Annotated in this window: 13 protein-coding genes; 4 read left to right on the top strand and 9 right to left on the bottom strand. The window is 53.4% G+C overall.

The features are described from left to right. Positions 1 to 39: 39 nt before the first annotated feature. The gene (gene degP, locus OGX96_RS02585) at positions 40 to 1,473 is read right to left on the bottom strand and encodes a serine endoprotease DegP (RefSeq protein ID WP_003829191.1); all 1,434 of its coding nucleotides are present in this window, start codon (positions 1,471 to 1,473) and stop codon (positions 40 to 42) included. A gap of 129 nt (positions 1,474 to 1,602) precedes the next feature. Further along, on the bottom strand, positions 1,603 to 3,120 hold the full coding sequence (gene dgt / locus OGX96_RS02580) for a dGTPase (protein WP_111466094.1): 1,518 nt from the start codon (positions 3,118 to 3,120) through the stop codon (positions 1,603 to 1,605). An 83-nt stretch (positions 3,121 to 3,203) separates the two neighbouring features. Between dgt and mtnN the strand changes: the two genes are divergently transcribed. Genes mtnN through OGX96_RS02565 form a run of 3 tightly spaced genes read left to right on the top strand, consistent with a single transcriptional unit; the run spans position 3,204 to position 5,356 of the window. Next, on the top strand, positions 3,204 to 3,902 hold the full coding sequence (gene mtnN, locus OGX96_RS02575; RefSeq protein WP_003829195.1) for a 5'-methylthioadenosine/S-adenosylhomocysteine nucleosidase: 699 nt from the start codon (positions 3,204 to 3,206) through the stop codon (positions 3,900 to 3,902). Further along, positions 3,895 to 4,695 carry a vitamin B12 ABC transporter substrate-binding protein BtuF gene (btuF, locus tag OGX96_RS02570; protein ID WP_003829197.1) on the top strand — a complete coding sequence of 267 codons (801 nt, stop codon included), beginning with the start codon at positions 3,895 to 3,897 and terminating at the stop codon, positions 4,693 to 4,695. The genes mtnN and btuF overlap by 8 nt, the downstream gene beginning before the upstream one ends. A 37-nt stretch (positions 4,696 to 4,732) precedes the next feature. Beyond that, entirely contained in the window at positions 4,733 to 5,356 is a 624-nt protein-coding gene (locus OGX96_RS02565) for a TRIC cation channel family protein (RefSeq protein ID WP_003829199.1), read from the top strand. Positions 5,357 to 5,475: 119 nt separating this feature from the next. Here the strand turns inward: OGX96_RS02565 and erpA are convergent, their stop codons facing one another. The 3 genes from erpA to clcA are packed head-to-tail and all read right to left on the bottom strand — an operon-like array spanning position 5,476 to position 7,323. Then, positions 5,476 to 5,820, bottom strand: coding sequence for an iron-sulfur cluster insertion protein ErpA (gene erpA, locus OGX96_RS02560; RefSeq protein ID WP_032942401.1), 345 nt, complete (start codon positions 5,818 to 5,820; stop codon positions 5,476 to 5,478). Continuing rightward, complete coding sequence (gene yadW, locus OGX96_RS02555; RefSeq protein WP_122973801.1) at positions 5,813 to 5,878, bottom strand: small protein YadW; 66 nt, start codon at positions 5,876 to 5,878, stop codon at positions 5,813 to 5,815. Before yadW ends, erpA begins: the two co-directional genes overlap by 8 nt. Positions 5,879 to 5,901: 23 nt before the next feature. Beyond that, positions 5,902 to 7,323 (bottom strand): H(+)/Cl(-) exchange transporter ClcA, encoded by a 1,422-nt coding sequence (gene clcA / locus OGX96_RS02550; protein WP_008786259.1) that lies wholly within the window; start codon positions 7,321 to 7,323, stop codon positions 5,902 to 5,904. Positions 7,324 to 7,491: 168 nt separating this feature from the next. On the opposite strand from clcA, the gene hemL reads away from it, so the two are divergent. Continuing rightward, positions 7,492 to 8,772, top strand: coding sequence for a glutamate-1-semialdehyde 2,1-aminomutase (gene hemL, locus OGX96_RS02545; protein WP_100271481.1), 1,281 nt, complete (start codon positions 7,492 to 7,494; stop codon positions 8,770 to 8,772). Positions 8,773 to 8,885: 113 nt separating this feature from the next. On the opposite strand, the gene fhuB is transcribed toward hemL, so the two are convergent. The 4 genes from fhuB to fhuA are packed head-to-tail and all read right to left on the bottom strand — an operon-like array spanning position 8,886 to position 14,849. Further along, positions 8,886 to 10,925 (bottom strand): Fe(3+)-hydroxamate ABC transporter permease FhuB, encoded by a 2,040-nt coding sequence (gene fhuB / locus OGX96_RS02540; protein ID WP_286582195.1) that lies wholly within the window; start codon positions 10,923 to 10,925, stop codon positions 8,886 to 8,888. Between the two features lie 14 nt (positions 10,926 to 10,939). After that, on the bottom strand, positions 10,940 to 11,830 hold the full coding sequence (gene fhuD, locus OGX96_RS02535) for a Fe(3+)-hydroxamate ABC transporter substrate-binding protein FhuD (RefSeq protein ID WP_286582176.1): 891 nt from the start codon (positions 11,828 to 11,830) through the stop codon (positions 10,940 to 10,942). Further along, entirely contained in the window at positions 11,830 to 12,627 is a 798-nt protein-coding gene (gene fhuC / locus OGX96_RS02530; RefSeq protein ID WP_003829206.1) for a Fe3+-hydroxamate ABC transporter ATP-binding protein FhuC, read from the bottom strand. Before fhuC ends, fhuD begins: the two co-directional genes overlap by 1 nt. A gap of 47 nt (positions 12,628 to 12,674) precedes the next feature. After that, a complete protein-coding gene (fhuA, locus tag OGX96_RS02525; RefSeq protein WP_286582174.1) occupies positions 12,675 to 14,849 on the bottom strand; it encodes a ferrichrome porin FhuA in 2,175 nt (724 codons plus the stop codon). Positions 14,850 to 14,986: the final 137 nt, after the last annotated feature.

The following is a 14,986-nucleotide window of genomic DNA, read 5'->3' as shown; positions in this document are numbered from 1 at the left end:
AAAGAAACCCCTTCCTGTGCAGGAAGGGGTTGAGGGAGATTACTGCATCAACAGATAGATGGAGCTGTCACCGCGCTGAATGTTCAGCGCCAGTACAGCCGGTTTGCTGTCGAGGATTTTGCGCAGTTCAGCGATGTTTTTCACCGGCTGCTGGTTCGCGCCGATAATCACATCCCCTTTCTTCAGGCCAATCTGTGCAGCCGGAGAATTCGGTTTCACGTCGCTTACCACGACACCTTTGTCCTGGCCTTTGTTGCTCATATCGGCACCTTCGATGCCTTTAAAGATAGAGCTGGAGTCAACCTGAGTCTGGCTGCTCTGCTGCAATTCCAGGTTCACGGTGACCGGCTTACCGTCACGCAGCAGACCCAGGGTGATTTTGCTGCCAACCGGCATCGTACCGACCTGCGCACGCAGGGCGGCGAAGCTGCTGATAGGTTTGCCGTTCAGGGAGGTAATCACATCCCCGGCTTTAATCCCCGCTTTCGCTGCGGAAGAGTTCGGCATCACCTGGCTGACGAATGCGCCACGCTGGGCGTCAACTTTCATCGCTTTCGCCAGCTCAGAGCTCAGCTCGGTACCCATAATGCCCAGCTCACCGCGTTTAACCTGGCCAAACTCAACCATCTGCGAGGTCAGGTTTTTCACCATGTTGCTTGGGATCGCAAAACCGATACCGATGTTACCGCCGTCCGGTGCGAGGATCGCGGTGTTAATACCGATCAGCTCACCGTTCAGGTTGACCAGCGCACCACCGGAGTTACCCCGGTTGATCGCAGCATCCGTCTGAATAAAGTTTTCGTAGTTCTCCGCGTTCAGGCCACTACGTCCCAGCGCAGAAACAATACCGGAAGTCACCGTTTCACCAAGGCCAAACGGGTTACCAATTGCCACGGTGTAATCACCCACGCGCAGCGCATCGGAATCTGCCAGCTTAATCGCCGTCAGGTTTTTCGGATCCTGAATTTGGATCAGCGCGATATCGGAGCGCGGATCTTTACCCACGATCTTCGCGTCAAATTTACGACCATCGCTCAACTGAACTTTAATCACCGTGGCGTTATCTACCACGTGGTTATTGGTCACGACATACCCTTTCGCGGCATCAATAATTACGCCGGAACCGAGTGCCATAAATTTCTGCTGCTGGCCGCCGCCATTGTCAGCGCCCGGTGCGCCGCCCTGGCAGAACGGTGAACTCTGGAACGGAGAACCGTCCTGGCAGAACGGTGAATTATCACCGAAGAACTGCTGGAAATTACGCGGCATGCGCGGCGTATTTACCGTCGTGCTCCCCTCGACGTTAATACTTACCACCGATGGCATCACTTTTTCGAGCATCGGGGCCAGGCTTGGCATCTGTTGGGCGGTCATTGCTGAAGACGACGTCTCAGCCGCTGTAGCAGACAGGGGGGACAACGCCAAACCTAAACTCAGAGCCAGTGCACTCATTGCTAATGTGGTTTTTTTCATGTGTTTCGTTCTCGATTAACAGGTAACGCAAAATTGCTGTATACGTCAGAGTCGTTTTATAGCGCTAAGTTCCAGAATTAAGTTTAAGGAAAAAGTAAAATTTTATTGTCCGTCTTTACAAATGAGTATTTATTGTTCTACGGCCATCAAGCGACGATATTCATCCCAGGCATACAAATCTGTCATTCCGCTGATATAATCCTGAATCAGCCGACAGCGATAATAATATTCCAGAACCGAATACTCGGCGCACCCCGTCGATATTTTACTAACCGCCTCAACATACGCAAGACGATGGCGGGTAGACAACTTCTGAAATAAACGGGACTCGATAGGAAAACGTTTTACTCTTTCATTGTCGACCAGTTCAGAAAAATCTGACTGAGACATTTTTAATAGCGGCTGATAGATCTCCAGCAACCCGCTGATCACCCGATAGCCCTGTAGTTCCAGTTGTTCAACATCCGGATGGCTAAACACATGTTTTACCGCCACATTTTTATAAACACCCAGTAACTGGCTGAAGCTACTGGCATCTTCTAGCAGCGCATGATTAAAGCTGCCTTCATAAATCTGCGGCAAATTATCAATAAACCGCTGGGCCGCATATGGCACCAGTTTATTCAGCGTATTGACGCGTAAATACATAAAGAACTGATCTTCGGTACTCCGGCTTAATGTATTTGAACGTGACTTCTCCCAGGCGTTCTCAACAACCTGGCTAAACAGGGAACCTTTTTCATGCTGCCCCCACGCCTCATACAGGTGGTGATAAAGTTGCTCGACGCTAAAGATTCTTTTCTCAACGGCATCTTCCAGATCCGCCACGCAATAAGAGATATCATCGGCAGCTTCCATAATCCAGGTTAATGGAAAGCGACTGTAAGGCGCTAATGATAATTCTTTACGCAACCGCTCAATATACGGTTCTTCAGAAAGGTAATAACCCGGCTTCTTCATTAAATAGTTGTGTGTCTCGGGTGCACTGCCGCGCCACCACGCCGGACGGGTATATTTTAAAATACCGCCAACCTGCGCCCAGGTAAGGTTCATACGCATCAACGTATGCACAAGGCGAATACCCTGCGCATTGCCTTCAAAATGGCACAGGTCCTGGCGTACCTTACGGCGAATATCATTCAGCGACTCTTCGCCTTCACGCAACCGTAATGCCGTCACCTGGCAACGGTCATCACTTAGGGGCTGACTTTCTGCATCTGCGGGATACAGCCGCTGGCGGAACCAGTCATTAATTGCCGCCTCCCCAAAATGGCCAAACGGCGGATTACCAATGTCATGCATCAGGCAGGACATTTCGACAATACTCTCAAATGGCCCTGTCAGTTCATCCAGGCCATACAGCTCCAGCAGCTTTAGTTCTTTCAGTCGGCTGAGGATCTCTTTCGCGATATAGCGCCCAACCTGCTGAACTTCCATCGAGTGCGTCAAGCGCGTGCGTACTGCCGCATTACGCTCCAGCGGAAAGACCTGCGTTTTTTGTTGCAGTCGGCGAATTGCCGGAGAATTGATAATACGTCCGCGATCGCTTTCGAAAATACGCAGGATCTCATGCTCAGTCTTCACGCCCTGCGGCGAACGGTAACGACGATGCCAGTTTATTTTTTTTCGGAAATCGATCTGTGCCATGTCCTCTCCCGCCTGAGAAATGCGCTACCCCTTAAGCGCATGATAGACTATGCCCTCAAATCTGGCTTATCGCGAGTAAATCTATGAAAATCGGCATCATTGGTGCAATGGAAGAAGAAGTTACGCTGCTGCGTGACAAAATCGAAAACCGTCAGACCATCGCGCTCGGCGGTTGTGAAATTTACACCGGCCAACTGAACGGTACAGAGGTTGCGCTGCTGAAATCGGGTATCGGTAAAGTGGCTGCGGCACTGGGCGCTACGCTGCTGCTTGAACGCTGCAAGCCGGACGCCATCATTAATACCGGTTCTGCGGGTGGCCTGGCCTCTACGCTGAAAGTCGGGGATATCGTAGTTTCTGACGAAGCGCGCTATCACGACGCCGACGTCACTGCCTTTGGCTATGAATTTGGTCAACTACCGGGCTGCCCGGCTGGTTTTAAAGCCGATCCTGCGTTGATTGCTGCCGCAGAGTCTTGCATCGCCGAACTCAATCTGAACGCCGTTCGCGGACTTATCGTCAGCGGCGACGCATTCATTAACGGTTCCGTGGGGCTGGCTAAAATTAAGCATAACTTCCCACAGGCGATTGCCGTTGAGATGGAAGCGACCGCAATTGCGCACGTTTGCCACAACTTTAACGTGCCATTTGTCGTGGTTCGCGCTATCTCTGACGTTGCCGATCAGCAGTCCCATCTCAGCTTTGACGAATTCCTGGTGGTTGCCGCGAAGCAGTCAAGCCTGATGGTCGAAACGCTGGTACAGAAACTGGCGCATGGCTAAATTACTCTCCAGGGCGCTGGTCGCCCTGCTTTTCACTCTCCCGGCGTTCCTTTACGCCGCGCCGCGTGTTGTGACGCTTTCTCCTGCCAATACTGAACTCGCTTTTGCCGCTGGCATTACCCCCGTTGGCGTCAGCAGCTATTCAAACTACCCGCCAGAAGCCAAAAATATTGAGGAAGTCTCAACCTGGCAAGGGATGAATCTTGAACGTATTGTGGCGCTGAAACCTGATTTGGTCGTCGCCTGGCGCGGGGGAAATGCTGAGCGGCAGGTGAATCAACTGACCTCTCTGGGAATTAAGGTCATCTGGGTGGATGCCGTTACCATTGAGCAGGTTGCCGATGCGCTACGCCAATTAGCAGCATGGAGCCCCAAGCCTGAACAAGCTAAACAGGCGGCGCAAACCATGCTTGATGACTATGCTTTACTTAAATCTCAGTATGCCAACAAACCGAAAAAACGCGTGTTTCTCCAGTTTGGTGCCAATCCTCTGTTTACCAGTGGAAAAGGTTCTATTCAGCACGAAGTTCTTGAGGTATGCGGCGGAGAAAACATCTTTGCCGGTAGTCGGGTTCCCTGGCCGCAGGTTAGCCGTGAGCAGGTCCTGGCACGAGCCCCCCAGGCTATTGTTGCCACAGGCGGTCCGGGTGAAACTCTGAAAATTGAGCAATACTGGGGAAACCAGCTAAAAATACCCATTATTACACTTAATAGTGACTGGTTCGAACGCGCGAGCCCGCGTATTATCCTCGCCGCAAAACAACTCTGTAATGCGCTTTCACAGATAAATTAGCGCCTGCCCCCACCAGGTCTGTTGTGAGGATTTAAAAATGCTCGTCTATTGGCTTGATATTGTCGGCACCGCGGTATTTGCAATCTCTGGCGTATTACTGGCCGGAAAATTACGTATGGATCCGTTTGGCGTCCTGGTACTCGGCGTGGTTACCGCCGTTGGTGGTGGAACGATCCGCGATATGGCGCTGGATAATGGACCGGTTTTTTGGGTTAAGGATCCGACCGATCTGGTGGTGGCGATGATCACCAGCATGCTGACGATCCTGTTGGTACGTCAACCAAGACGCATACCGAAATGGATCCTTCCGGTGCTGGATGCCGTTGGTCTGGCTGTGTTCGTGGGTATTGGGGTCAACAAGGCATTTCTCGCAGGAACAGGGCCGCTGGTGGCGATTTGTATGGGGGTGATTACCGGCGTTGGTGGTGGGATCATTCGCGATGTGTTAGCTCGTGAAGTCCCGATGATTTTGCGCACCGAGATCTACGCCACAGCCTGTATTATCGGCGGGATCGTGCATGCGACAGCGTTTTATACCTTTGATGTTTCACTGGAAAACGCCAGTATGATGGGGATGATTGTCACCCTGCTGATTCGGCTTGCCGCCATTCGCTGGCATCTGAAATTGCCGACGTTTGCGCTGGATGATAACGGGCGTTGATATGACGATACAGAACATGTAGGCCGGATAAGGCGTTTACGCCGCTATCCGGCACATTGCCCGGTGGCGCTACGCTTACCGGGCCTACAACATCAGACCATCAGTATTACAGACAGCAATCAGATGCTGAAAGAAGAACCACACCCGCAGGTGCTTTTCGCATTCGGGTTAGTCACAACGAAGCGGGAACCTTCCAGACCTTCGGTATAGTCAACCGCGCCGCCCACCAGATATTGCAGACTCATCGGATCAACGACCAGACCAACACCTTGTTTCTCAATGGTCATATCACCTTCATTGATCTGATCATCAAAGGTGAAACCGTACTGGAAACCGCTGCAACCACCGCCAGTGATATACACGCGTAATTTCAGATTCGGGTTATCTTCGTCAGCGATCAGGCTTTTAACTTTATTGGCTGCTGCTTCAGTAAATTGCAGTGGCAGCGCTACGTCATCACTCATATTTTGCTCCAAACGACATCGGCAATTGGGTAAATTTCAACCCAATATTTTGGGCCATTATCTAATACCCTGGTATTTCGTTCAAGTATTCTCGCCAGCGGCAGTACCCTGGCTTTTTGCCGCCTGCTCCGCTTCCTGTTTTGCCAGCGTACGAGCGAGGATAGTCGAGTATAGCGGCTTTCCGCCCATAAATTGGGCTAATAGTGTTGCGCCAAGACAGGTAATAATCATTGGCAAAATGAGCTGATAGTTATCGGTCATCTCCAGCACCAGTACAATACCTGTTAGCGGCGCACGCACCGAAGCAGCCAACAAAGCCCCCATTCCGGCAATGGCAAAGGTTCCGGCCTCCAGGTGATACTGCGGAAAAGAGGCCGCCGCAGCCATACCGAACGCCGTACCAAGCAACGTCCCCAACGCCAGCATCGGGGCAAAGATCCCACCGGGCGCGCCGGATGAGAAGCACAGCAGCGTGGTGACGACCCGGGTGATAAATATAAACAGCAGTAGACCGACGCTAAAATTGCCTGCTGCGGCAATCGGGATCAGGTTAAAGCCACCGCCTGCCGCTTCAGGTTGAATTAATCCCAGGATACCGCACAGACCGCCGATCGCGCCGCCCATCAGCACCCATTTTTTAATTTCACCGCCGTGAAAGCGCTGGAACATATCCTGGGTGCGCAACACCATGGTGTTGAACAATGGCCCGACACAGCCAAAAATAAGCCCGAGCACGAGATACAGCCACAGCGTATTCACCGGCGCATTAGACAGTTTCCCGACTTCAATTATCGGGGCTTCACCGTTGAAAACACGAAACACAATGCTCGACATAATAACGCCGGTAAACACGGCTTTGATCGACACAAGGTTATAGCGAAACTGCGGGCGCATCTCTTCAATGATGAACAGGATCCCCGCCAGCGGAGCGTTAAACGCCGCCGAAAGGCCCGCTGCGGCACCGGTAGCCAATAAGGTATGCCGCGCTTCGGCGCTACGCATGCGGAAAATATCCAGCACCATGCGCCCGAGGTTACCGCCAATCTGCACGGTCGGACCTTCACGCCCAAGCACCATGCCAGCACCCAGCGTGCCCATGCCGCCGATAAATTTCACCGGCAGGACACGCCACCAACGCACAGGTCGCAGCTCTTCCAGCGCACCTTCAATCTCTGGGATCCCCGAACCACCGGCTTCCGGCGCAAATTTACGCACCAGGAAATAGCCGACCATCGCCAGCAACGCCGAGAGAATAAACGCCAGCGGCCACAGCAGAATGTCATGGTCCGCAACCTGAGCCAGCGTGCCAATGCGCTGATTCTGCACCCAGGTCACCGCTTTCTCAAATGCCACGCCAACAAGCCCTGTCACAGTACCCACTACTGCAGCCATCAACAGGATCGCCAACGGCGTTTTGTCTCGTTCCAGGAGACGACGAATTTGATCCCTGCGGCGTAAACGCACAATTTGCTGTGCTTCAAAAGAGGGAGTGTCTGTCTTCATCAGATGATCATTAATTGGTAATACAAATACGGAATCGGCATTCTACTCGCACATTTCGCGAAAATCCCCTGCAAATCGCATTGTTTCAAATGCGTAAAACTTTCATAACCTTCTCTGAATAACTAGAATAGCGGGCATTTACTTTTTCTACGAACCAGGACCCCATCCATGAGTAAGTCTGAAAATCTCTACAGCGCAGCACGCGAACTTATCCCAGGCGGCGTTAACTCCCCCGTTCGCGCCTTTACTGGCGTGGGTGGTACTCCGCTGTTTATCGAAAAAGCGGACGGCGCGTATCTGTACGATGTCGATGGTAAAGCCTATGTCGATTACGTCGGTTCCTGGGGACCGATGGTACTGGGTCACAACCACCCGGCAATCCGTAATGCGGTGATTGAAGCTGCGGAGCGCGGTTTAAGCTTCGGTGCACCGACCGAGATGGAAGTGAAAATGGCGGAGCTGGTCACCGAATTAGTGCCGACCATGGACATGGTGCGCATGGTGAACTCCGGTACGGAAGCGACAATGAGCGCAATCCGTCTGGCGCGCGGTTTCACCGGTCGCGATAAAATCATCAAATTTGAAGGCTGCTACCACGGCCATGCCGACTGCCTGCTGGTTAAGGCCGGTTCCGGCGCATTAACGCTGGGCCAGCCGAACTCCCCAGGCGTTCCGGCCGATTTCGCGAAACACACCCTGACCTGCACCTACAACGATCTTGCTTCAGTACGTGCGGCATTTGAACAGTACCCGCAGGAGATCGCTTGCATCATCGTTGAGCCGGTCGCCGGCAACATGAACTGCATCCCGCCGCTGCCGGAATTCCTGCCGGGCCTGCGTGCGCTGTGCGATGAGTTTGGCGCACTGTTGATCATCGATGAAGTGATGACCGGTTTCCGCGTAGCGCTGGCCGGAGCACAGGATTATTACGGCGTCGTGCCGGATCTGACCTGCCTCGGTAAAATCATCGGTGGCGGAATGCCCGTTGGCGCATTCGGCGGTCGCCGCGATGTGATGGACGCACTGGCGCCGACCGGTCCGGTTTACCAGGCGGGGACGCTTTCCGGTAACCCGATCGCGATGGCGGCAGGTTATGCCTGTCTGACCGAAGTCGCCCAACCGGGTATTCATGAAACGCTGAACGAACTGACGACGCGTCTGGCGGAAGGTCTGTTGGAAGCTGCCGAAGAAGCGAATATTCCGCTGGTGGTTAACCATGTGGGCGGGATGTTCGGGATTTTCTTCACAGATGCAGAAACCGTAACCTGCTATCAGGATGTGATGGCATGCGACGTCGAACGCTTCAAGCGCTTCTTCCACATGATGCTGGATGAAGGAATTTATCTGGCGCCGTCTGCTTTCGAAGCGGGCTTTATGTCCGTGGCGCACAGTGAAGACGATATCAATAACACCATCGACGCCGCGCGCCGGGTGTTTGCGAAATTGTAAAAAAGAGAACGTGCAGAAATGTAGGCCGGGTAAGGCGAAGCCGCCACCCGGCTTTTTTATTGCCGGATGTCGACGCAAAGCGTCTTATCCGGCCTACATGAAAGGGGTCAGTCTCAGCGGCTCTGCTTTCTTAGCAGATAGATAAAGTACGGCGCACCAATAAACGTCGACAATAATCCCGCCGGGATCTGATACGGAAACAGCACCATCCTGCCGCACCAGTCAGCAAAGACCAGCAACACGCCACCCGCCAGCGCCGAAATCAGCATATGCGGCATCGCCCGACGAAAACCCATCATACGGGCAATATGCGGAGCCATTAGCCCGACAAAGCTCAACGGTCCAATTGTCATGGTGGCTGTCGCCGTCAGCCCTGCAGCCAGCAGCAGTAACCCCACGCGTGATGGCGTGATAGCCATACCGACAGCCCGCGCCGTATCGCCGCCGAGCGGTAAAATTGTTAGCCAACGGCGGCACAGCGGCGTCATCGCCAGCAGAATCACCATCACAATCCCGGTACGCATTACCTGCTCTCCGCTCGCGTTATAGGTTGAACCGGAAATCCAGGTCAACACGCCCGCCATGCGCGGATCGCCGCTGGCCTGCAGCATCATCAGCAGCATAGTAAAGGCCGTGCTGAGCGCCATGCCGGCCAACAGCATACGATGCGGTGAAAAACCACCGCGCCCAGCGGCAATCATAATGATAAGCAGAGTAGCCGCGGCCCCGAGGCTTCCGGCAGGCAGCAGCCAGCCAAAAGCATTTCCGGGGACCAAAAACAGCATGAGCACCACGCCAAATGCCGCACCGGAGCTAATGCCCAGCACTTCCGGGCTGGCCATCGGGTTGCCCGTCAGACGTTGAATAATACAGCCCGCTACCGCCAGCATCACCCCGGCAATCAGGGCCGCCAGAATGCGAGGCCAGCGCCAGGGCATCAGCTCATCCAGCATCGCGCCGCTGGCCCATGTCCAGCCATGTGCGTCGCGGCCAAACGACAGCGCCACCACGAGGGTTAGCAGCAAGATAACGCCACCTGCCAGCGCAAACATCAGCACATTCTGACGCTCAGCGGCGATGCGATTACTGGCGTTCATATCCGGGGCGCTCATACTCCTCAAGCGCGGCAACAACCACAGTAGCAACGGTGCGCCAATCAACGCCGTCACTGAACCGGTGGAGACTTCCATCCATACGCGGGTCAGCCACAGAATGATTTGGTCGGAGAGCCAGAGGATCAACGCACCAATCAGCGGGGCCAGTACCAGACGTGCCAGCAAACGACGCGCACCGAGCATTTTCGCCAGCAGCGGTGCAAACAGGCCAATAAAGCCGATAATCCCAACCGCGTTAACCAGTAAGGCGCTGATGACAATGGCCAGCGATAACGCCGCCAGACGTGCCAGCGACAGCGCCAGACCGAGGTTGCGCGCCACGCCGTCATCCAGTCCCATCAGCGTCATTGGGCGTAATAACAACAGAGTCAGCATCACACCGCCCAACAACTGCGGCCACAGACGCTGTACGCCGCTCCAGTCGGTTTGCGTTAACGTGCCGCTGCTCCATAAAAACATGCTTTGCAGCTGATCGTGATGGAAGATAACCATCAACTGGTTAATCGCCCCGCAGTACAGGCTGACCACCAGCCCGGCAAGGATTAACGTCACCGGAGAAAGACGCTTGCCCCAGGCAACGCCAAACACCAGCGCCCCAACGACACATGCTCCCGCCAGCGCCGCAAATTGCGTGGTCAGCGCACCAGGAATAGCCCACAGCGTGGTAACCGTAATGCCCAACTGCGCACCAGTCGCAACGCCCAGCGTGGTTGGCTCCGCCAGCGGGTTACGCAACACCTGCTGAAACAACACGCCGACCAGGCCCAGCCCGGCGCCGACCAATAGCGAAATCGCCAGCCTCGGCAGCAGGCTATAGTGAAAAACCATCTGCTCAATGATGTCGATATCCGGTGACCAGATAGCCTGTTGCCACTGACTGCGCGGTAGCGCAACGGAGAAGTTAACCCATGTCAGCCAGCAGGCAGCAACAAACAGCACCAACAACAGCAACGCCGGATGGCGGCTTCGCCTTATCCGGCCTACAAAGCGCCCAAACCGTAGGTCGGATAAAGCGCTTTTCGCGCCGCCATCCGGCATTTCAAGTTTCCTGCTCACGCTTTGCCTCCCAACGCATTATCCAGAATACGGGCAAAATGCATGGCCGATAGCGTTGCGCCATAGAACCAAACGGCAGGCACACGTTGAAAACTTCCGCCACGGACAAACGGCATTGCCTGCCATAATGGCGTAGACATCAGCGCAGCCATCTCTTTATCGTTGCCGTGATCAAAGCACAGCACATCGACATCCTTATAAGCAGCCAGACGGTCAATACTCACGGCAGTGCTGCCCCAGAAGTTTGTTTCTCCCTGCCAGGCGTTAGGGATCCCATATTCGTCCAGTACGTCCTGGAACAGGCTGTTTGAACCAAACACCAGCATATGCCGCGAATCAAGCAGGGATGTCAGGAGCACGGGACGCGCGCCGCGTTGCATAAAGCGCGGTTTCAGGCTGGCGATAAAATGATCGTACTCAGTCAAATGACGTTCAGCAGAAGCTTGCAGATTGAACAATTGCGCCATTTCCTGCAGCGACTGTCGCGCAACGGCCAGCGGCTTTTTGCCATCGCTAAAGTTAAATCCCCGGCCTGGTGCAATCCGCGCCAGCTTTTCAGGAGAAGGACCGTAACCTGCCGACCAGAGCAGAAACGAGGGCTTCATTTCGGTCAGCAGTTCGAGATTGGGTTCCGTACGTAGCCCGACGTCAATTACCGAGTCCGGTAGAGGAGGCTCACTGACCCACAGCTTGTAGTTAGGGATGTCTGCGATGCCATACGGCGTAATACCCAGCGCCAGCAGCAGCTCTACCGGCAGCCATTCCAGCGCTACAATGCGCTGGGGATCAACCGCCGCGGCGTGCGCCGTATTCATCCGCCACAGCATAGGCGACAGCGCCATCGCCGTAAGCAGCCGCCGACGAGTAATATGATGTATTCCGATCATTAATAGACAAAACTCACGGGTGCGGCACCGGCCGGATGCGGCAAAATGCCCATCGGGATACCGTAAATTTGTTCCAGAGTTTCACTGCGCATCAGTTCAGCAGGCGTTCCTTGAGAAATCATCTCACCACCGCGCAGCGCAACGAGGTAATCGCAGTAACGGGCCGCCATATTGATATCATGCAGCACCGCAACCACCGTCAGCCCGCGCTGCTGGCTTAAGCGGTGCACCAGCGCCAGCACGTCAACCTGATGGGCGATATCCAGCGCGGAAGTCGGTTCATCAAGCAGCAGACAGCGGCTGTCCTGTGCCACCAGCATGGCAATCCACGCGCGTTGGCGTTCCCCACCGGACAGGCTATCGACCAGACGGTGCGCCAGCGGCTTTAAACCTACCAGCGAAATTGCTTCTTCTACTTTCTCTCTGTCGGCAACGCCAAAACGCCCCAGCGCCCCGTGCCACGGATAACGACCAATCGCCACCAGTTCGCGTACGGTCATCCCTTCTGCCTGCGGCAGCTGTTGCGGCAGATAGGCGACCTTGCGGGCAAACGCTTTGCTACTCCAGCTCTCCAGCGGCTGTTCGTCGAGCAGGATTTCACCTTCTGACGGCGGCTGATGACGTCCCAGCATTTTCAATAATGTCGATTTACCGGAACCGTTGTGGCCGATAAGGCCAGTCACTTTCCCTACAGGAAAAGTTAATGAGAGAGGATGCAAAAGCGTGCGGCCAGGCACACGAAAGGAGACATTACGCAACGCAAAAGTGGTGTCGGGATGGGATCTGTTTTCCTGCATAGCAGCCAACTTGTAAAACGGGCACGCAAAGCGTGCCCAAAGAGAAATTAGAAACGGAAGGTTGCAGTTGCAACGACCTGACGTTCTGCGCCCCAGAAGCAGCCATAAGTATCGAAGCAGCTGGCAACATATTCGCGGTCAAACAGGTTTGTAACGTTAACAGCAACACTAGAACCTGCCATACCCAGGCGCGCGAGATCGTATTTAACGACTGCATCCATCACGGTTGAACTACCCACTTTGAAGGTATTCTTCGGATCGCCATAGCTAGAGCCAACATAACGACCACCAGTACCCAACGTTAACCCAGACAGCGGGCCTTCGTAGAAGGTGTAATCCCCCCACAGAGAAGCCATGTTTTTTGGTACTTGCACAGGTGTTTTACCTTTAAGCGTCGTGTCTTCTGTATATTCCGCATCGGTATACGTGTAAGACGCTGTCAGGTTAATGTTCGCATTCACTGCGGCTTTTGCTTCTAATTCAACGCCACGAGAACGGATTTCACCAGCCGGAACCTGCGCATACGGGTTAAGCGGGTCTGTAGTCAGGTTATTCGTTTTTGTCAGCTCATATACCGCGGCAGTAACAACAACGGGCAGATCTTTTGGAACATATTTCACGCCAGCTTCATATTGCTTACCTTTTGACGGTGCATAAGCAACGTTGTCGGCAGGTGTTGCGGCCCATGCTTTAGAAGGGTTCGGCTCGAATGATTCGCTGTAGCTAAAGTACGGCGTAATACCATTGTCAAAGAGATAGTTTATCCCACCGCGCCAAGTAAACTGCTCATCGTTACGTTCAACTTTCTGATTACTGGAACGAATAGTTGTTGCCTGCTGAGACCAGTCATAGCGGCCTCCCAGCGTTGCAACCCATTTATTCCATTCCAGTTGGTCCTGTACATACACACCGGTTTGGTGCTGCGTGTTAAGCTGGAACGGTTTCGCGTCAGGGAAATCAACATCTTCATACACCGGATTATTCATATCTAAAGGCGGTGCACTTCCGTAGGCGTTATCGATATCGTTTCTCAAACGTGAATAGTCGACACCGGTAAGCAGAGTGTGTCCAACATCTCCTGTCGCGAACTTGCTTTCCAATTGAGTATCTACGCCAAAATCATTATAGCGTTCATCGGCGACGATAATCTGACGGGTCAATTGATTACCCACTGCGCCAAAGCCGTACACACTCTGTTGAGATGTTTTGATTTGGCTATAACGTAAATTTTGGCGCACAGTGAAGGTATCATCAAAACTGTGTTCAAAGCTGTAGCCAACCATTCGCTCATAACGCGAATAGGTATTGTTCGGCGCATAATCCGTAAAGCTCACAGGCAAACGGGAACCATCAGGTAATGGCTCAACCGTACCTTCTTTCGGCAGCCAGCCGTAATAACCTGTTGAAGGCTCATTCTGAATGTTTGCTCGCAGAGTCAGGTTGGTTCGGTCATCAGGCTTCCAGCTAAACACGGGAGCAATGGCATAACGCTTCTGCTTCGCAAAATCCTGTTGTTCGTCATTAGAACGTGCCAGCCCTGTCAGGCGGTATGAGTAGACGCCGTCGTCATCCAGGGAATCGCTGAAATCAAAACCGGTTTGGAACAGATTATCCGAACCCATTTTGAATTGAATTTCTTTTAACGGCTCTGATGTGGGGCTTTTGCTAACCATTGAGATCAAGCCACCAGGATTACTTTTCCCGTAAAGTACAGACGTTGGCCCGCGCATAAGCTCGACGCGTTCAAGCATGTAAGGATCAACAACGGCAGAGCTGTAGTAATCCCCCTGTAACTTGACGCCATCAAGGTAATTATTCGGTGTTGGGCCAGGTGTATAGAAGCCACGAATAATGACGAAATCATAAGTACTGGAAGCGCCGCGCGTAGAAACGGCAGCACCAGGGGTATAGGCTAAAGCCTCTTTTACCGACCCAGGCTGATGCATATCCATCTCTTCACGTGTCACTACCGAAACAGATTGCGGGGTCTTTTCGATAGGCGTATCGGTCTTGGTTGCAGTGGCAGACCGCTTCGCAGCGATGGTTGGGGATGGTCCCCATGCGCTTTCTTGTGCGGCAGGTGCAGCAGTTACGGTGATGGTTTCTTCTTTCGGGTCAACCGCCGCCTGTGCATAGACAGACATGCCGCTAACCGCTGTGGCTACCACTACTGCGATTTTACGCAGCGATGAACTTGGCTGAGCAGTTTTAAGACGCGCCATTGGTATTTCTCTGATGAAAGTGAATGATAACGTAAACGAGAATTATTATTATAACGGCAGCATAATATTCGAAACTCTGGCGAGATAGCAAGCAATACGCGTCCCTACTAAAACTGAGGGGTTAAGAAATAACCAGA

The organism is Citrobacter sp. Cpo100 (assembly GCF_030332595.1).
In the GTDB taxonomy this organism is placed as follows: domain Bacteria; phylum Pseudomonadota; class Gammaproteobacteria; order Enterobacterales; family Enterobacteriaceae; genus Citrobacter; species Citrobacter portucalensis.
This window is presented reverse-complemented; position numbering and strand designations above follow the sequence as displayed.